At 49.1% G+C, this 18,990-nt stretch carries 14 protein-coding genes; 8 read left to right on the plus strand and 6 right to left on the minus strand.

The genetic code is table 11. The features are described 5' to 3' along the window. Positions 1–71 precede the first annotated feature (71 nt). The 3 genes from AB4Z29_RS18270 to AB4Z29_RS18280 are packed head-to-tail and all read left to right on the plus strand — an operon-like array spanning position 72 to position 6,308. Complete coding sequence (locus AB4Z29_RS18270; protein ID WP_441944449.1) at positions 72–1,859, plus strand: cache domain-containing sensor histidine kinase; 1,788 nt, start codon at positions 72–74, stop codon at positions 1,857–1,859. Continuing rightward, positions 1,859–3,457 carry a response regulator transcription factor gene (locus tag AB4Z29_RS18275; RefSeq protein ID WP_441944450.1) on the plus strand — a complete coding sequence of 533 codons (1,599 nt, stop codon included), beginning with the start codon at positions 1,859–1,861 and terminating at the stop codon, positions 3,455–3,457. The genes AB4Z29_RS18270 and AB4Z29_RS18275 overlap by 1 nt, the downstream gene beginning before the upstream one ends. 31 nt (positions 3,458–3,488) lie before the next feature. Continuing rightward, positions 3,489–6,308 carry a sugar-binding domain-containing protein gene (locus AB4Z29_RS18280; protein ID WP_441944451.1) on the plus strand — a complete coding sequence of 940 codons (2,820 nt, stop codon included), beginning with the start codon at positions 3,489–3,491 and terminating at the stop codon, positions 6,306–6,308. 153 nt (positions 6,309–6,461) lie between these two features. On the opposite strand, the gene AB4Z29_RS18285 is transcribed toward AB4Z29_RS18280, so the two are convergent. The 4 genes from AB4Z29_RS18285 to AB4Z29_RS18300 all read right to left on the minus strand — a co-directional run bounded on the left by AB4Z29_RS18285 (position 6,462) and on the right by AB4Z29_RS18300 (position 10,380). Next, entirely contained in the window at positions 6,462–7,142 is a 681-nt protein-coding gene (locus AB4Z29_RS18285; protein ID WP_441944452.1) for an ABC transporter ATP-binding protein, read from the minus strand. Next, positions 7,139–8,263, minus strand: a complete 1,125-nt coding sequence (locus AB4Z29_RS18290) for an ABC transporter permease (protein ID WP_441944453.1) — start codon at positions 8,261–8,263, stop codon at positions 7,139–7,141. The genes AB4Z29_RS18285 and AB4Z29_RS18290 overlap by 4 nt, the downstream gene beginning before the upstream one ends. Before the next feature lie 66 nt (positions 8,264–8,329). Continuing rightward, positions 8,330–9,706 (minus strand): sensor histidine kinase, encoded by a 1,377-nt coding sequence (locus AB4Z29_RS18295; RefSeq protein ID WP_441944454.1) that lies wholly within the window; start codon positions 9,704–9,706, stop codon positions 8,330–8,332. Further along, positions 9,703–10,380, minus strand: a complete 678-nt coding sequence (locus tag AB4Z29_RS18300; protein ID WP_441944518.1) for a response regulator transcription factor — start codon at positions 10,378–10,380, stop codon at positions 9,703–9,705. Before AB4Z29_RS18300 ends, AB4Z29_RS18295 begins: the two co-directional genes overlap by 4 nt. Positions 10,381–10,663: 283 nt before the next feature. Between AB4Z29_RS18300 and AB4Z29_RS18305 the strand changes: the two genes are divergently transcribed. From AB4Z29_RS18305 to AB4Z29_RS18315, 3 genes are all read left to right on the plus strand, one after another. Next, entirely contained in the window at positions 10,664–11,161 is a 498-nt protein-coding gene (locus AB4Z29_RS18305) for a hypothetical protein (RefSeq protein ID WP_441944455.1), read from the plus strand. Positions 11,162–11,557: 396 nt separating this feature from the next. Then, entirely contained in the window at positions 11,558–12,835 is a 1,278-nt protein-coding gene (locus AB4Z29_RS18310; RefSeq protein ID WP_441944456.1) for a BNR-4 repeat-containing protein, read from the plus strand. A 208-nt stretch (positions 12,836–13,043) separates the two neighbouring features. Continuing rightward, the gene (locus AB4Z29_RS18315; protein WP_441944457.1) at positions 13,044–13,553 is read left to right on the plus strand and encodes a TlpA family protein disulfide reductase; all 510 of its coding nucleotides are present in this window, start codon (positions 13,044–13,046) and stop codon (positions 13,551–13,553) included. Here AB4Z29_RS18315 and AB4Z29_RS18320 read toward each other — a convergent pair. Further along, complete coding sequence (locus AB4Z29_RS18320) at positions 13,527–14,777, minus strand: MFS transporter (RefSeq protein WP_441944458.1); 1,251 nt, start codon at positions 14,775–14,777, stop codon at positions 13,527–13,529. The two genes, AB4Z29_RS18315 and AB4Z29_RS18320, sit on opposite strands and share 27 nt — an antisense overlap. A 190-nt stretch (positions 14,778–14,967) precedes the next feature. Between AB4Z29_RS18320 and AB4Z29_RS18325 the strand changes: the two genes are divergently transcribed. Further along, the gene (locus AB4Z29_RS18325) at positions 14,968–15,330 is read left to right on the plus strand and encodes a DUF423 domain-containing protein (protein WP_441944459.1); all 363 of its coding nucleotides are present in this window, start codon (positions 14,968–14,970) and stop codon (positions 15,328–15,330) included. Between the two features lie 276 nt (positions 15,331–15,606). Further along, entirely contained in the window at positions 15,607–17,991 is a 2,385-nt protein-coding gene (locus tag AB4Z29_RS18330; RefSeq protein WP_441944519.1) for a polyprenyl synthetase family protein, read from the plus strand. A 176-nt stretch (positions 17,992–18,167) separates the two neighbouring features. On the opposite strand, the gene AB4Z29_RS18335 is transcribed toward AB4Z29_RS18330, so the two are convergent. Further along, the gene (locus tag AB4Z29_RS18335) at positions 18,168–18,797 is read right to left on the minus strand and encodes a YfbR-like 5'-deoxynucleotidase (RefSeq protein WP_441944460.1); all 630 of its coding nucleotides are present in this window, start codon (positions 18,795–18,797) and stop codon (positions 18,168–18,170) included. Positions 18,798–18,990 lie beyond the last annotated feature (193 nt).

An 18,990-nucleotide genomic window follows, 5' to 3' on the forward strand; every position in this document is an offset into this window, starting at 1 on the left:
AACCCCTTCTGGGAGGTTGCTCCCTTTTCCATTGTTGCGAAGACGATTACAATACGGAAAGGAGGGATACGATGCAATTACGCCGCAGCCTTGAACGATTTGTTATAAAGTACACCCAGAAAATGAACCTGCGCCGAAAAATATTGATTTTGTATGGAGCCATTATCTTTGTTCCAACCATTTTTTTAGGTATTGTTGCGGGCTATCTTGCGCTTGAAAGCTTCAGGGACAATTACTTGGTCACCATTAATGAAGCGATGCGCCAAACCGTTCAAAATATTGAATTCCGCAAGCAAAGCTACGATGTGCTTGCTACGCGTACGGCAACGGATGGGGAGCTGATCTCACGGCTAAGCCGTAATTACACGGATATGTTCGAGCAGTTGAACACGGTTGAGTATGTGGACCGCTCATTTGTATATACGAGCAAATACTTGCCGGGTATCGATGATTTCCGAATTTACCACACGAACCCGATGCTGGTGCAGGATGGACGGCTGCTGTGGAAGCCAGAGGGGCGCATCTTGCAGCCTGGTTTGAATGAGACGGATTGGTTTACCCAAACGAGCGAGGCTACCAGCGCGTTAATATGGAGCAACGTGAATAAGGATAAGCTTGTCATCTCTCATAAAGTAATGAGCCCGGCCGGCAATTTGCAAGGCATTATTTATATGCTGCTAGACTATAGATCGGTCTTTGGCAATCTGTTCAACCAGCCGTTCAGCGGTTCTGGCGAGTTAATGATTATTGACGATTACGGCACGATTATCGTTTCCTCCAATCCGGAAAAAATCGGATTAAAGCTGCAATCCACTACGCTGAACCATCACTGGGAAGAGGCGAGCTTATCTGACGGCGTAATGGTGGATGGCAATCTGCTAATGGTAAGGCCGATTGATTCGAATTGGCATGTGGCCGCGTTCATTCAGATGGACCAGCTTGAGCGCCAGTCCAAGACGATTTTATACGGCATCATTGCTGTTATTTTTCTGTTTCTGCTTTGCTCCATTTTTTTGATTATGACGGTGCTTAAAAATGTTGTATGGCGTATTCACAAGCTTGGAACGCGTATGTACGATGTCAGTCAAGGCCAATTCGATGTCAGCATCCGCAACACGGCTAAGGACGAGCTTGGCGATCTGGAGATTTTGTTTAATTCGATGTCCGGCCGTCTAGGCATGCTTGTTGAAGACATCACGCAGGCGAAGCTCAAGGAACGCGAGCAATCGTTCAAAGCGCTGCAGGCACAAATCCATCCGCATTTTATTTACAATTCGTTAAGTCTGCTCAGATGGCGAGCGCTGGATCTACAAGACGATACGCAGCTGCGAACAATTGATGCACTGACCGCCTTTTACCGACTGGCGCTGGACAATAAAATTAATGTCATACAAATAAAGGGCGAGCTTGAGCATGTAAAAGCTTATTTGGACATTCAAGAGATGCGTTATCCGGGCAGGGTGACTATTGAATGGCATATTGATCCGGAGCTGCTGAAGCTCTATACGATCAAGCTGTTATTGCAGCCTATTGTGGAAAATTGTTATTTGCATGGCAACATTACAGGCAGAAAAGACGGCGTCATCCGCATTTCGGCGCAGCTGGAGCAAGACCATATTCGATTCGAGGTATTTGATAACGGGATAGGCATCTCGGGCGAGATGCTGGAACAAATTCGATTAGGAAAACAGGTGGGGAGCGGCAACGGCTACGGCACGGCCAATATTCGCGAGCGGCTTCAGCTCTATTTTGAGAATAAGCATGAATTTACCATAGACAGCAAAGAGAACGAGTGGACGGCGGTTACCATCAGAATACCTGCAAGTGATCATAGGCCGCAGATTAGGAAGGTGATGTAATGTTGTTAAAAGCGTTGATCGTGGATGATGAGCCAACCCATATTCAGGGGCTTGTGCGTTATATCAAGTGGAAGGAGCTGGGCTATGATATGCCTTTCACCGCAGAGTCCGGTCAAGAGGCGCTCGACATCTTGCAGAATGCTTCTATTGATGTGCTGATATCCGATGTATCTATGCCTGTTATGACGGGAATTGAGCTTGTTGCAAAGGCTAAGGCGATTCAGCCGCAGCTTCAAGTGCTTATGATCAGCGGCTACAACGAATTCGAATTCGTACAGGAAGCGATGAACGTTGGGGCGCAGGCCTATGTATTGAAACCGATTAAAGTGGAAGAGGTTGAGAGCAAGCTGACCGGATTTCGGAAGACGCTTACGAAGCTGAAGCAAATCGAGAGTCAGGCACAGGAGCTGCAGCAGAAAGTATCCGGCAGCCTGGATATCGTTAGAGAACGGTTCGTATCCGATGTGATTGGGGTAGCAGACATACAGGTCGAAATGCTGGATTCATGGGGCAATCTGCTGGAGCTTCCCGCAGGCAATCAAGAAATAGGGTTAATCGTTTTGGGATATGATCACTTTCACTCCTCGGTGCAGGATGCAAGGGAGCGGGTTGTGATCAGCAACGGATTTTTGAAAACGGTTCATATTGGCTTAAACGATTATGACCATGTTTATGTCGCAAAAACCGGCACCGACGAAATTGTCGCCCTGCATATTAATCTAAGCCCGCTTGAACGAGCGTCGATCGAGAAGCAGCTCGCTTTCATTCAGAACGTCATGCATGAGCAATACGGTTCAACTGTCACGATTGGCAGTAGCAGGGTATGCACGGCTTGGGATGATGTGCCGTCGTTGTATAAGGAAGTGAAATTCATGATGGCAAGATTCCGCTTAATGGAGGGCGGGCAAATCTTGCACTACGATCGATTGGACGAATCGGAATTTCAACAATTTCGACTGCGTGAAGAGATCATACCCGAGATTATACAGCTGACGGAGGACGCTGCCGATGCTCATAAGGTCGTGGACTACGTGAATAACGTGTTTGACATGCTGCTGCCTCAATCTTCTACGCTATTTACGTATGTACAGGCGTTTGGCATGGCATTGCTCAGCGAACTGGCCCGTAAGCAGACATGGAACAAGGAGCTTGGCGGGGAAATGAATTTGGAGATGTGGCAGAAGCTTATCGATTGCAGAAGCGAGGCGCAAATTCGCGAGGTCGTGCTTGATTACGTTCAACGCCATATGGTCAATGAAAAGAAGAGCGAAGCGAGCCAAAGGCATAATCTGATCGGCAAGGTTACCGAGTATTTGGAGACACATTTCCAGGAACATATTACAGTAAAGCAAATCGCGGAAATCCATCATCTGAATGCGAGTTATTTGAGCGTGCTGTTCAAAAAAGAAATGGGCAAAACGATATCAGATTTCCTTCAGGAAACGCGAATGAACAAAGCCAAAGAGCTGCTTAACAATCCGAGCATCAAGGTGTACGAGGTGTCGGAGCAGGTCGGATTTCAGACCTCCGCTTATTTTGCCTATTTGTTCAAGAAGACAACGGGCTATACGCCGCAAGAATATAGAGACTACCATTAAGGCATTTGCTAAGAGCTGGAGGCTATGAGTAATGATAATTGAGTCAATTGCGGGAACGTGGAGATTTAGCTTGGACGAGACGAAGCAAGGCATCGATCAAAAATGGTATAAAGAGCGGCTGCAGGATCACATTCAGCTGCCGGGGACTACCTCGGAGCATCAAAAAGGCGAATATAACAAGGCCAGAGAGGTCGCCCATCTGACTGAGGCTTATCCGTTAAACGGTTATGCCTGGTACCAACGAGAGATTGAAATCAAGACGGAATGGGCGAGCAAGCATATCCAGCTGTACGTGGAGCGGTCACGAGTGACGCAGGTTTGGATCGGCGATGAGCTGCAAGGCATGCAGAACAGCGTAAGCGCACCGCATGTCTATGAATTCGGGATCATGGCCCCTGGCACGTATACGCTAACCATATTGGTCGATAACAGCGGCCTGCCGATAAAAGGCGGTCATATGACATCACCCGATACGCAGACGAACTGGAACGGACTGCTCGGCAGAATGGAGCTTCAAGCATCGGATTTGATTCGACTAGACAATGTCCAGGCATTCCCCGATGCTACCAATAAATCCGTTCAGCTTAGGTTTCAGGTGATCAACGATACGAAGGGCAATGCGGATGCTAATCTATCTATCGTATTAGCAGACATGGTAGGGGCAATCCAAGGCAACGGAAATGCTGCTGCTGCAGTAAAGACGGCTATCATTCAATCCGTACCGGGCACCCAGTCTGTTGAACTGTACGTTGAGCTCGGCGAAGATATCATGCTGTGGGATGAGTTTAACCCTGTGTTATATCGCTTGCTTGTGAGTCTGGAGGCGAATGCTAACGGGCAGTCGTACCGGAATGAGCAATCCGTCAGCTTTGGCATGCGCAAGTTCGGTACGGAAGGCACACAGTTCACGAATAACGGCCGTAAAGTATTTCTGCGGGGAAAACATGATGCGTTGGCCTTTCCTTTAACCGGTTATGCGCCGATGACGTTGGAAGAATGGGTCAAGGTGCTGTCTACCGCCAAGTCCTACGGGATTAATCATTATCGCTTCCACACCTGCTGCCCGCCGGAAGCGGGATTTATGGCTGCGGATTTGCTCGGTGTTTATTTCGAGCCTGAACTGCCGTATTGGGGCGCATTTCAAGAACCGGCGGATGAGGGCTATGATGAGGCGAGATCGAACTACTTGCGTGAGGAAGGGTTGCGCATATTAAAGGCTTATGGCAATCATCCGTCATTTGCTCTGTTTACGCTCGGCAACGAATTGCATGGCAGTCGCAACGCCATGTCGAGCTTGTTGAAGGAATATCGGGAGCAAGATAACAGGCGTTTATACGCAGAAGGGGCGAATAACTATTTTTGGGCGCCGGCTTTCTCGGAAGACTCCGACTTCTGGGTTACCATGCGAACGGGGCATGGCGAATCGATGGTTCGAGCTTCGTTCTCCCATGCGGACCTGCCGCTTGGACATGTGCAGGACAGCTACCCTTCAACCGTAACGGATTATCGGGACAACCTTCCGGACATTCAAGTGCCTACGATCAGCCATGAAATTGGCCAATATCAATCCTTCCCGAACTTTGGCGAAATAGAGAAATACACAGGCGTCCTGAAGGCACGTAACTTTGAAGTGTTTCGCGAACGGCTTCAGGCTGCGGGAATGCTTGATCAAGCCGAGCAATTTTTCCAGGCATCCGGACAGCTTGCGGTTATTTGCTACCGCGAAGAGATTGAAGCGGCTTTGCGTACGCCGGGCTTCGGCGGATTTCAGTTGCTAGATCTGCAGGACTTTCCCGGTCAAGGAACGGCATTGGTTGGCGTGCTGGACGCGTTCATGGATTCCAAGGGCTTCATAGAGCCGAAGAAGTGGCGCGAGTTTTGCTCGGAAATCGTGCTGCTGGCCAGGATTCCGAAATTTACGTACACCCAGGAGGAGACGCTTGTCGCTGAGCTGGAGATCGCGAATTATGGATCTGGTTCGCTTGAAGCCGTACGGTTGGAGTGGTCGTTAAAGCAAGGAGACCGGCTGATCGAGGCTGGAGTGACGGCGGCCAAGCATGTTCGGCAAGGAGCTTTGGAGGACGTGGGTACGCTGCAGATCGACTTGTCCGCAGTAGAGGCTCCCGCCAAGCTGGAGCTTGAGCTGAAATGGAAGGGCAGCGACGTCACGAATCATTATCCGATCTGGGTATATCCATCGGCGCAGGTTGAAGCCAAGCCGCAAGCTGAATTTCACTTGCGCAGGTCATTCGATCAAGAGGCAAGCGATATTCTCGAAGAAGGCGGACGCGTTTTGCTCATTCCCCATCAAGAGCAGCTATCCTCTCATGTCGATGGAGCGTTTGCTTCGGACTTCTGGTGTTATCCTATGTTTAGATCCATTTGTGAGGGGAAAGATGCGGCTCCTGCTCCGGGAACGCTCGGAATCCTATGTGATGAGAAGCATCCCGTGTTCAAGGCCTTCCCAACCGAGTTTCATAGCAACTGGCAGTGGTGGCCGATTCTGATTCACTCCCATTCGCTTATACTGGATAAGTGGCCGGAAGCATTCCGCCCTCTCGTGCAGGTCATTGACAACTTTGAGCGCAATCATAAGCTCGGCTTGATCGTTGAAGCTAAGGTGGGCAAGGGAAGCCTGCTCATATGTGCAAGTGACCTTATTGGTCAGCAAGATAAACCGGAGGTACGCCAGCTTCTTCATAGCCTGCAGCAATATGCGGCATCGGAGGAGTTTAACCCGTCCTTTGAACTCAGCCATGACCAAATATGCAGCGTGCTGGACCCGAACGCGGAGGGGGAACGCGAGACGCATCGCGGCCAAGCGGTTATTAATCCTTCCTATCCGAATTAGATAGCAGCATCAAAACAAAAACCTCCACGGCACACTTAAGTGACGTGGAGGTTTGTTTTATTTATATAAGCGCATTTACTTGTTTGACATATAAATGCGCTTATATATCTCTGCGAAACGTAAGCTTAGCCGCCAGAGGGCGACAACAGCCGTTTACGCTTGACGGATCAGCTTCCCATTCTCTAGATAAAGCACGCGATCACATAGTTGTAGAACTCGTTCATCATGCGTGACCATAACCGCGCTCGCTCCCTGATCCTTGACTTGCTTCGCAATCATGCTTACTACATCGAGCCCTCGTGCTGCATCCAAGCTTGCTGTTGGTTCATCTGCAAACAGGACAGCCGGGTCGTTCATTAAAGCTCTAGCAATAGCGACCCGCTGCCGCTCCCCGCCAGAAAGCTTATCGGGATAGGCCTTTCGTCGGTGAGACAGTCCCATCTTATCGAGCAGCTCTCTCACTCGTTTGGCTGCCTTTGCCTTATCCATCTCGGCAAGCTTGGCTACCAGCATCAATTGTTCTTCTACTTTCAAGTACGGAATTAAGTTGGCGCTTTGAAAAATAAAGCCTATTTTCCGAAGCCGCATTTCCGAACGCTCTTGTTTGCTTTTACCGCCGACAGATTCCCCATCGAGCAGAACATGACCGCTCGTGGGTTCGAGAAGCGCTCCTGCTATGGATAGGAATGTGCTTTTTCCCGAGCCTGAAGGGCCCATAACAGCGACCAGCTCGCCTTCGGCAACCTCAAGGCTAAGCTGATTCAGAATCGTCCTCTCGCTACCGCCATCTTCAAAAGTCCGCGTGATTGCGTGCAATACAAGTCTTTTTCTCATGCTGCTGTCCTCCCAATCGCATCCAAGGCATCAATTCTGGCGACCTTCCATACCGAGAACAGCGAGCCAGCCAGCGACATGATGACAAAGGATAGGCAGGTAATGGCGAGCGTGGTGAAGCCTAACTGAAAGGGCAGCGAGCTTGGCAACATGATCTCAAACAGCTGCACCAACAGGACGCTAATGACCAGACTGCCGATGGATAAGACGAGCACCTGCAGCGCCACGCTTCTAACCAAATAATCAGTTCGTGTACCGATCGCTTTCAAAATACCAAATTGACTCGTTTTCTGAATCGTAATGACATAAAAGAATACGGCCAGTACAAAAGCGGAAATAACAAACAAGAATGCAATCATCATCATGAGCGAGCCTTGCTCTTCTTTGTAGCCGGGAATCGCGGACACTGCCTCAGATTTTTTGATCACTTCCGTATGGGGAAGCGCAGCCTGAAGCTTCTGAACGTTTTCATTGGCTGTATTAATAGCAATCGCATTGTAAGAGGGATGATCTGCTGATCCAGTTCCCTCATGAGTAACGGTCTGCGCTTGAAGGCTAAGCCAATCCTGTTTATGGAGGAAAACGACAGGCGTATGGCTGAATGACTCGTTTTTCACGAATCCGTTTACTGTCCATCTGATACCCGAAGCTTGATCCACAAGAATTGTACCAAGCTTGACGCCAGCATCAGATAGCTTCTCATCAACGAGAACATGCCCGATTAGCTGATCCGAAAGCGGCGAGCCTTCTGTTATGGCGGGTGCCAGCCAGCCCTCCGGATTCACCGCGAGCAGTGTGACGTCTATTTTGGCTGAATCGCCAGAGGGGCTGACCGTTGTCATTCTCACACCAAGCGGCTCCGCGTTCTCTTTCCCGACGATCAGGCTGGCTTCCTCAAGCTGGCTCTGATCGAGCTGAGATCTGGTGAGGCGGTGCTCAGCATGCTGTTCCAAGACAAAATGAGTGGCAGCCATATTTTTAATAGAAGCCGCATTATCATAGGCAAGCCCCTGTGCAAGACCTGTGACAAACAAAACAAGAAATGCTACCAGAACCATAATGGTTGCGATTAACGTATAACGTGCCTTAGCGAATCTGATTTCCCGAATAGCCAAATACATGCTGCTTCCCTCCTTCGTAATGACCTAAGTATAGGAAGCGAAAATGAACGGCGCATGAATGGCATGTTACAGTTGGGGAAATTCAATTGTAAAGAGCGTTCCCTCGGCAGAACTGCTCACTTCTATGCTGCCCTCGTGGAGCTGGACGATTTTCTTTACAATGGCAAGACCAAGTCCCGTTCGACTGGAGGAACGCTCACGTGAATGATCGGCTCGGTAGAAACGGTCAAATAAGAACGGTAAATGCTCTACGGCAATGCCGTTGCCTGTATCCGCAATATAGATCACGCATTGCGAATGTGTCTGCTCGGCACGTATCTCAATGGTTCTTCCGCTTGGAATATGATTCACTGCATTGCTAAGCAAGTTCATCCAAACCTGCATAAGCAGTACCTCGTCTCCGCGAAGCTTAATGGCAGCAGGTACGGAAATCTTAATCAGCAGCTCCTTCTCCTCTAGCTGCCACTGCAGCACTTGGACCGCTTGGCGGATTTGACCCTGCAGTGAAAACGTCTTTTTGTTGATTGTCTCTTGCCCTTGTTCCAGTGAAGAGAGCAAAAGCAATTGCTTGCTGAGCAAGGACAGGTGGCGGCTTTCTCCCTGAATAATGGATGCATAATGCTCACGCTCCTCCCTCGGGAGATCACGCTCAGCCAGCACCTTAGCGAATCCTTGAATCGAAGTGAGCGGAGATTGAATTTCATGCGAAACATTCGAGACAAACTGCTGACGCGATTGATCGACTCGTTCGAGCTCGCGGCTCATGGTCATGAAATGCTCGGCTAATTGCCCAATTTCATCACGTCGATTCATCGGTAATTTTAGGTTATAGCTGCCTTGGGCAATGCGTTTGGTCGCATCGGATAAGCGGGCAATCGGACGGACCAAATATCTTGTGCTGATTAAAAATAAGATGATGCTGATAACAATCGTGAGTAGGACGATAATTGCAAAAAATATGCGCAGCTCACCGAACTGCAGGAGTACGTCCGGGCGTATGAACAGCGCATACTTGCGATCACTGACGCGGACGCCTGTCCCGACCGTATTGCTCAATGAATTATCGAAAAAGCCGGAGATAAACGGTTTGTTCGGGAACTCGGCAACGCCATGGTACAAGCCGCCACTTAGCACCTGTTCTCTGGAGGGCTCGTCCAAATCCTTCTCGCGGAAGCCTCGCCCAAAAAAACGATCATCGCCTTGACCGTCCGTCAAGTAGATCTGATAGCCAAGCGCCGCGGCATTGCGCAAATAGGGCTCCAAGCTGTTAGGATCCCGCTCTACATAAGCCTTCATTTGCTGCGCAATAACGATCAGCTTCTTATCATTAAAGGGCTTCAGCTTCACATGGTAGTAGGTATTCGCTAACAGAAAGCTCAGCATGCTGCTGACGAGGATAACCGCAATGGTCGTGAGAAAGACCCGGAAGTACAACGATCTCAACGTTCTTTCACCTCAATCTTGTAGCCGATCCCTCGCACCGTCTGAATCGTGAAATCGTCCGCGTATTCGGCGAAGCGTTGGCGCAGCCGCTTAATATGGACGTCAACCGTGCGCTCGTCCCCTTCGTAGTCCGCTCCCCATAGGAGGTGAATCAGTTCGTCGCGCGAGAACAGCCGCCCTGGATACTGTGCGAGCTGCGAGAGAAGCTCGAATTCCTTCATTGGGAGAAAGAGTATGGACTGGCCATCAGAAACCTCAATATTTCTCCGATCAATCACGATTCGGTTCATCCGTATGATGTCATTGGAGGTGCGGTTATAGCGGCGAAACAGGGCTTTGACCCGGAATACCAGCTCCTCAGGCTCGAAGGGCTTCGTTACGTAATCGTCCGTGCCGCGCAGATAACCCTGTTCTTTGTCCAATAGCTGATCCTTTGCCGTGAGCATAATGATCGGAATATCGTAATTTTGCCTGATATGCTCGCACAGATCGAGACCGTCCATTCGAGGCATCATAACATCAATAACGGCTAGATCAATAGGGATCTCTTTCATCAGCTTGACCGCTTCCAATCCATCCTTTGCTTCGTGCAATTGATAGCCTTCTTTGCTCATATAAAACCGAAGGAGCGTCCTTATATTTGCGTCATCGTCAACAAGAAGCAGCTGCTTCATCATTATTCCCTCAGACCTTTCATTTTAGGTGCTAGGGAAGCCCCAGCTATTTTTTCGTGTATGTCGCTCTCAAATTCAAGGTGCCGCTATTGCTTTTCAGGATTATAGCATTTTTAATGGCGTGAGGAATACGCAACTTACATCCTCCAGCAATGACTAGGATAATGGTGAATCGTTTCGAAGGAAAACAGTCATTTTCGCAAAATTGTTCACAGACTGTTCACTTATGTGGAGGCTGCCGCAATCGTTATAATGACAAAGGTAAATAGAGAGGATGATGGCAATGCCAACAACGAAGAAAGAAAATTTTTATTTTGGACTCATGATGTGTGTAGGGATGGTCATCTGCATGACCGTCTACAATTTATTTGCAAACGACTTAATCGGTAAAATATCGTTGAAAGGAATACTCATACAGCTTGTTCTAGGGTTTGCGGTTGCTTTCTTATTAGAATTATTTATAGTCGGTCCAATTGCCAAGAAACTGGCTTTTTCGCTGCCCTATGACAAGTCGAAGAAGCTGCTCGTGGTTCTATCCCTTTCCTTTTTCATGGTAATCGGAATGGTCCTCTGCATGTCTGTCTATGGACTATTGAATGCTTACCTCTCCAACGGTTTGGTTGGACAATCCTTATTTGAGAGCTATGTATCGATCGTTTTTAAAAATGTGGTTTTCGCTTTCCCTCTGCAGCTCATCGTCATAGGGCCGCTTGTCCGGTATGTATTCAGTAAGTTTATGAAAGCTAAAGCAATGGCAACCCCTTTAAGCTTGAATGTATAAGATGACAGGATCGTTAGAACAAAAAATAAATCTCTCGTTTTCATCACACAAAGAAACTCCCGACCTCTCGCGGTCGGGAGTTTTGGGATTTGACGCTATGTATCGGTTTTTATCACAATTGACCTGCAAGCAAATACGGGCATGGTCTTTCCCTAGCGGAGGTGTATGCAGAAAACGTCGTGTAAATGTTCTATCGTTGCTCATAAAGCGGTGAAAATTTCAACGTTTTGTTCTATTAGAAGCATGATTTTGTATATGACGCGCGAAATCATCGCTATGTTATGATAGCCGTGGCGCCACAAGCAAAAAAAAATATAAGCGCTTCACTTCTCCCGGCCGGAGAGCAATGCCGTTTTTTCCATTCGTGTAACACCATTTCAAAGGAGGCGAATGATAATGGTAAAAAGCAGGTTGTGGAAAATACTCTCCGTAGGCACGCTGCTGGCCTCATTGCTGCCGGCAGGCGTTGGAAATGCAGCTGCAGCGTTAACGGAGGTTCCGTATGCGATTGATTCGAGCAATCAGGCAGGGTGGTGGACACCGCTGGAGACGTACGGCACCGGCCTTGAATATGCCTATATGGCATACAATGCGCCTGGCAGCACGGAGGGTACCCATAAAGTGTATATTGCCAGACGCGACGGAACCGGAGCGTGGTCGAATATTCCCGTCATGAATGGCAGCACAGTGGCCGAATACAACGACGATGTTGGCCATAACCAGCCTTCGATCGCACGGGACGGCAGCGGCAGGTTTCATGTGTTCGCTTCCATGCACAACGACGGCTGGCGCTACTTCCGCTCGGACACGGTAGGCGGAGCACCGCAGAATCACTCAGCCGATATGCCCACCGCAGCATCGTTCAAGGGGACTTATCCGGTGCTGGCCACAGCCCCAAATGGCGATGTATACTTATTGATCCGATCAGGAGATGACTCGGCAGGCTACCGCTCAGGCAGGCTGTTCCGTTGGAACAACGCAGCATCGACTTGGAGCCAGGCAGCGGTTGTCGGTACGCATGCAAGCCGGTCATTTTATCCGGATGATCTCGTGTTTGATGCGAACGGCGATCTGCATATCTTGTTCGAGTGGTCGGCCTTCGTATCGAGCGGGCTGCGCCATGAATTGTCTTATATTAAATATAAGCCTTCCAACGGCTCCTTCTACAAAGCAGACGGCAGCATGGTTTCCGTTCCCGTCTCTCTTGGCACAGCGGATATCGTGCAGCCGCTTGCTCCTTCGGAGGCTTACGTACAGAACGGAGGGGACCCCGGCGGACCAGGCGTCCAAAGCGCGAAGCTTGCCGTCGATTCGGCGGGCAGCCCGAAGATCGTCTACCGGTACCGGGAAGAGGGCAGTACCAATTTCTCGATCAAATATGCTTCATTCGTTTCCGGCAGCTGGAGCCTGCAGACAGTCTACGACCTTACGCAGACGAGGGCAGCAATCGATATTACGTGGTCGGGTTCAGCACCTCGCGTATACTATACGAAGTATAGCGGCACGGACCGGGCCTATATGGCCGTCCCTTCAGGCAGCGCGGGTTGGAGCCTTACATCCATAGCCTCGGGCAAACCCATTGAGCGGCTTAGCGTAGATCGGAACGCGAACGGAACCGACATTTTGTATTTGGTTGACGTGGTCAATAGGAAGCTGTATTACGGCAGGAATTGATTAGCGGATCGAATAATCGGCCGGGCGTTCTGAGTGCCCGGCTTAGGCTAAACGGCATGGTAGTTTTTTACTGCCTATATAAGGAAAGAACCCGACCGTGCGAGGTCGGGTTTTTGATTTATTTTCATCATAATTCTGTTAGAATAGGTGATAAATGGGGCCATGGTCCATATACTTACGATTGCTGAGCGGGAAGGGATGAACGGCGATGGACAAAATAGCCAAAATAACGACAGGCGCGATCTTTATTCTAGTAGTGGGTGTAATGCTCTACCTGACCTTTCAGGATACGAGCAGAATAAACGCAAACAACTTACCTATGGAGCTGTCGGAGCTGCGCAGCGGAGAGCAGGTAAAGGTTGATTTTGCAGAGAAGCCAACGGTCTTATCCGTATTCACGTCATGGTGTCCCTATTGCAATGAGGATGCACCCAAAATGGTCGATTTGCATGAGAAATACAAGGATCGGATTAATTTATACGGCATTAACGTTACGAACCGTGATGAACGATCAGAGGTGGAGAGCTACGTGGAGGAGCATGGCATTGAATATCCCGTCCTCCTTGATGAAGATGGAGCTGTATACGAGTATTATGGCGCAGAAGGATTCCCGTCGCTTTATTTCATAAATACCGATGGCATCGTAGTGGATTCCATCATCGGTTCTGTGGATCAGGACGTGATCGATGCGTCATTTGCGAGTCTTCTCTCGGAATAACATAAAGAATAGCAGCGATGCGGTGACGTATAATAGTCCAGTAATGCTGAACGTAATCGCATATCCCCAGTAGTAGCCGTGGGCAGCGATGAGATGAGCGTGCACCGGCCCCATGGTGGCCCATCCGAGCATAAAGGCAGTCTGCATGCAGGAGTTAGCAAGGCTGCGCTTCGGGGCGGAGACCCGGTCGATCAGAATAGCGGATTGCAGCGGATTAGCCGCATTCATCAGCGCTTGGCGGAAGAGAAAGCTAATCGATGCGACGATCAGCAGATTCGTAAAGCCTGTAAGCAGCAGAAACGGCAGCGAAAGCGTTTGGAAAATAACGATCGCTTTCACTTGTCCAACCCGATTAGCGAGCGTGGGGCCAATGAGCATGGAGATGATGGTCATTACCTGACCTAGCGAAAGCAAGAGACTCATGGCGCTAAGGGAGACCGAGAATCGGTTGGTGAAATATAAATTCAAATAAGGCACCACAAGTCCCGATCCAATCCCAATCAAGAGCTGTATGCCGGCAAATTTGGCAATAAACTTCAGATCACCATGAGATTGGGCGGTATTTTTTGCTGGCTGCTGCTGCTCGGGCGGCTGGGCGGCTTGAAGATTGGGACGTGCTGATTCCCGAATAGCTTGCAAAGGCAGAAACGCTGCAATGGTTGCAAAGCTGCCAACAAGCAAAACTAGTTTAAAGGACAGCAGCTTGCCTAATCCTGCGGATTGCATCACATCGGCAATAATGCCACCGCCCAGGCTGCCCGCCACTTGGGAGGCGAGAACAAACGCGGAGTAGAAGCTGAATATGCGCAGCCGGTCAGCTTTTGCTACATTTTCGGCAAGAAAGGGAATGGCGAGCACCTGAAAAATAGCGGCAAATAAGCCAGTAAGAACGGCCATTGTAAGCAGGCTGCTCTCTGACTCCAATAAAGTACGGCCCGCCAATACGATGCCGCTGCATAATGCGCCGATAACGAGCAGCCGCTTGCGGCTGGCACGATCCCCGAAAAACCCGATCGGGATAAAGCATAGCGCTGTCGCGAGTGATTGCACGCTGACGATTGTCCCGGTCATGGCATCGGGATAACCCAGCTCATGTATGTATAAATTGTAAAGGACGGAGAACATTCCCGTCCCGATTTGGTAGAGCATGTTAGCCAGAAAGAACAGCCGGATGTTTCGCGGCCAGCTTTGCCACTCTGCGGCGGTAGATTGAACGAATTTCATGTAAGGGCCTCCTGATGACGTACAAAGCAACTCTACTATTCCGGACTCCGCAAATCAATTGAAATTAATTCCATGAGAAATAGATATCCAGGTCCTGCATAAAGAAAAGCCCGGCAGCAACATAATTCCCACTCCCTTACAATCATGTTATGCTAGAGATACGATTCGAAAAATGAGGTGAACGTTTTCCATGCAGACTTTTGTTATGCTGGGCAGTATTTTTATGGTGCTCGCGGTTGCGATTGGCGCCTTTGGCGCTCATGCACTGAAGAGTAAATTAACGCCGGATAAGCTGAAGGTATACGAGGTGGGCGTGCAATACCATATCGCGCATGCGCTGGGCTTGATTCTGGTCGGTATGCTTGTAAGCCATTATCCGGACGCTCGGATTATCGTTACGGGTGGCTGGTTTTTGGCAGCCGGCATTATTTTGTTCTCAGGTAGCCTATACGCGCTAAGCGTTGCCAAGGCCCGGTTTCTTGGTCCTATTACACCGCTAGGCGGTCTTTCCTTTATGATTGGATGGGTGCTCATTGCTGTGGGTGTGCTTTAGGCCAACATAGGCATGCAAGCGGAAATAAGCTCAAGTAGGCGGATGTCGCAAGCATATGGCTGCGTTTCGCCTCCGCCATATAAATCCATGACCGTACGAGGTTGTGGATTTTGCTTTTCCGTAACCTATAAATGCATTTCCCGTATGTAGAAGATGAAGATGGTTCTGAAGAGGCTCCAAGGGATACGCGCTCCCGTCGGTTACGACGAGTGGAGGACGTTCTCCTCCTATGATCCTATCGTTAGATTAATAATAGAAGCTGAGGTCATACACCTTATGAATAAGGAATTAACGGTTCAGGCCAATACCAGCTATCGGATGGCTGAGCAGAAGGCCGCGCAATACTTCGCCTCTCTTTACGAGCAGGCTAAGGCAAGAAAGTACGTACCCGCCCTAACAGAAGACATCCGACTGTGGAAACGAAGTCATATTCGAAGTCTTGCTTGGCTGTCGTTCTTGCCAGGCGGAAAGAAGAATTCCGACCAAGAGAATTATAATCGTTACATGCTATGGCTGAAGCATACCGGCAAGTTAGATGATTACTTGGACAGAAGCATATCCTACATTTATATGAGGGATCTTGGCAAAGCAATAAATTCCCCCGATACGAAAGCAAGAATACAGCGGGTCGTTGCCGACATCAAACATCGCCTGGTTCCCTCCTCCGCGGCAAAGGGGGAAGAAAAGCCGGATTTCATAAGCTTGGCTGGACTGTACAGGTGGGCTCAGCAGGAGGGCATCGAAACGGCCGCAATCTGGGTGATCGATAAGCTTAAGGCGGTATCGACCAACATTCCGGAGGAATTGAATGCCGAGCATGCCCAGCGCAAGCTCATTAAAATTATTATTGGCGTAGTGCTCCATGCGTTCGAGGAGCTTGGCGATGAACGCTCTCCTGTGGAACGTGCCAGGAAACTGGATGAAGCGATGAGACTTGGCTATTCCTACGGTCTGACGTATCCGTTCATAGACGATCTGCTGGATTCGCAGGCGCTAACCGACCTGGAAAAAGTCCAATATTCCGATATGATACGCAGCGCGCTTCTGACGTGGTCGGTGCCTGAGCTGGGAGAGTGGGCTGGAACGAACAAAGCTATGCTGCAGTACATCCATGCGGAACTGCGGGAAGCCTTTGAGTATATTAAGCAGCAGCAGCAGCCGGAGACGCAGCAGCTATTTTTCGATCAGACCTATGTTTTTTTCCACTCACAGGAGCTGGATCGCGCCAAGGCGTTATCCAACGCGTCCTATACGAACGATGAGCTTTATATTCCGATTATATTAAAGTCCTCTTCTTCCCGTTTGATCGCCCGTTCCGTCATTCAAGCTCCCGAGGATGAGGGCTTTGAGAACCGAACCTTCTATTACGGCATCTACAACCAGCTTGCTGATGATTTCGCGGATATGTTCGACGACATGCAAGACGGCGCGGTGACTCCTTATACGTATTATTTAACCTATCGCGATCAGCGCGAGGATCTCATTAATCCCTATGAGTTATACTGGACGGTCATTGCCCATCTCATTCATAACGTGTACCAATCCGATCCGAGCACCCGCGAGGTGATACTGGATCGTGCCATCAATGGGCTGAGACGGTTTAAAATAAAGCACGGCACGGAAAAGTACGTCAGCGTAATGAACATATTTGCCAGTGGAGACCCGGCATTTCATCGTCTTATTCAAAAACTGGTTAAGAAAGCGGTAGACGTAGATTTCTTCGATAAGCTGCTACGGGACGAACTGGTTACCACGCTCAAAAGCGACCGCGAGGAGAAGGAAGCTTTCTTCGAGACGATCAAAGCGGCTCGCGAGCAGATTAACAGCAATCTGCTAATTGCCAAGCGCGACAGCATGCCGTCCATGAATGAAATGCTAATCGAAGCGGCGAATTACAGTCTCGAAGGGGACGGCAAACGTCTGCGTCCTATCTTGTCATGGGTCATGGGCGTGCAAGAATATGGCCTGCAAGCACAGTCATTAATGCCTTTGCTGCGGTCATTGGAATACATGCATACGGCATCGCTCATATTCGATGATCTTCCGTCTCAGGATGATGCTTCTACCCGCAGGGGGCGCCCCACGCTGCATCAGATGCACGATAGCGCGACAGCAGAATTAACCGGCCTGGTGCTCATTCAGAAGGCGATTCAGGAGCAATCGTCATTAGAGTCGTTTGATGCCAAAGCCGTGATCGCCTTGATGCGATACTCCGCCCAGAAGGCGGAGGATCTATGCATGGGGCAGGCAATGGATTTGAGCTCCAAAGGAAAAGCGCTTACCCTGGAGCAATTGAATACGATTTGTTTCTACAAAACCGCCATTGGTTTCGAGGCAGCGCTCGTCATGCCCGCGATTCTTGCCCAAGTGAACGAGCGGGAAATCGCTGTGCTGAAAACATACGCTTACCACGCAGGCATCGCCTTTCAAATTAAGGACGATTTGCTTGATTTGCAAGGAGATGCGCAGCTGCTCGGCAAGCCGGTCGGCCAGGATGTTGAGAATAATACGTCAAGCTTCGTTACGGTCCTCGGGCAGGAGGGCGCTCAAAAAGCGATGTGGGAGCACTATTGCTCTGCAATTGGCGCATTGAAGGGCATGCCGCGCCGTACCTCTTTTCTGGAGCATTTATTGAATTATATCGTTCACCGGGACCATTAGATGTTTAGAACGATAGGCAACGAAGAAGAACCGTCCAAGAGAGGATGGTTCTTCTTATCGGATTAGGTGATGGAGCGGAATTTCTTTCATGGTGGGTTGGAATTGAAAATGTGAATAAATGAATAAATAAAAGGATGGAAGTACGCAGGGGGTTGAGGCTAAAGGAAGAGCAATGGTCAGAGCGCCAAAGCTTCCTTAGTAATCTTTTGAATATCAACGGGGCAATTAGAGCTTTCCTTCACGATGTCGGGTAAAATATGCTTCAAAAAGTAGTCCACGCAATGCAGCTTGATTTTTTTGATTTTGACAAGCGCTTCGCGGTACATAATGACAAATTCCTTCTCGGTATTGCCTCTTTGCAATTCGGTTAGCGCCTCGTACACTTGATCTAATTTGTCCGCGACTTCGAGAATGAGTCCTTCGACGGAATCGTCCTTGCCCTCGCGCAGCTGTCTGCGAAAGATAGGCTTAAGCTCCTCAGGGATATTCTCTTCAATAAAGAGAGCGATCATTCCTTCTTCTACCTGCTGCAGCATGCCGCGCAGCTCCATGGAATAATGCTTAACGGGTGTTTTGATATCGCCAATGAAGATTTCTCCGTAGTCATGACTGCTCGTAATTTCGTAAAGCTTCTTCCAGTCGATGGTGACGCCGTTGCTTTCCTCGATATCTGCCAATGTTTTGGCGTACTGGACAACCTTCCAGGAGTGAGCGGATACGCTATGCTCTTCAAATTTGAATTTACCGGGGCAGCGAATAATGCGCTCGAGATCGTTAAGGGATTGAAAGTACGTATGAATTCCCATGGCTAGCAAATCCTCTCTCTCTTTAGTCCAAATCGTTATGCGGTGCATTACAGCTAGTATAAAGCTGATTTGTTAATGGATGATTAATGATGATGACTGTAAGTGTAAATATGCGAAGGATGGATTTATTTAATCCACTCTCGCTGTTGCATGAGTTATCTGAAAGGGGAATTCTTACTATGAGATAATCCAA

The sequence above is a fragment of the Paenibacillus sp. 2TAB23 genome, from assembly GCF_052115165.1.
Taxonomy (GTDB): domain Bacteria; phylum Bacillota; class Bacilli; order Paenibacillales; family Paenibacillaceae; genus Pristimantibacillus.